The sequence below is a fragment of the Flavobacterium xizangense genome, assembly GCF_054075145.1.
The window spans coordinates 1-277 of record NZ_JBSIPG010000082.1 but is presented as its reverse complement, the minus strand read 5'-3'; the positions used below and the strand labels follow the sequence as shown (position 1 = coordinate 277).

General features: G+C 30.7%; 1 pseudogene. It reads right to left on the bottom strand.

Annotated features, from left to right (window positions below):
- Nucleotides 1-77: 77 nt before the first annotated feature.
- A pseudogene (locus ACWA1B_RS22600) lies at nucleotides 78-277 on the bottom strand (glyceraldehyde-3-phosphate dehydrogenase); the annotation flags it as partial.

Below are 277 nucleotides of genomic sequence, written 5' to 3'. Positions count from 1 at the left end.
CACAACTGTACTTCCTATATAAAGAAAAACCACCAAGATTAACTTGATGGTTTTAAAAAACAGTTAGTTTGGTTGAATTAATAATAAGTATAACGTCTTACTTTGGCAATATATTTTGCCAAGCGAATAACTTGATGGCTATATCCATATTCGTTATCATACCAAATGTATAATACAATGTTTTTTCCGTCTTTAGATACAATTGTAGCATTGCTGTCATAAATAGATGGAGCAGAAGTTCCTACTATGTCAGACGAAACCAATTCATTGTTTAAAG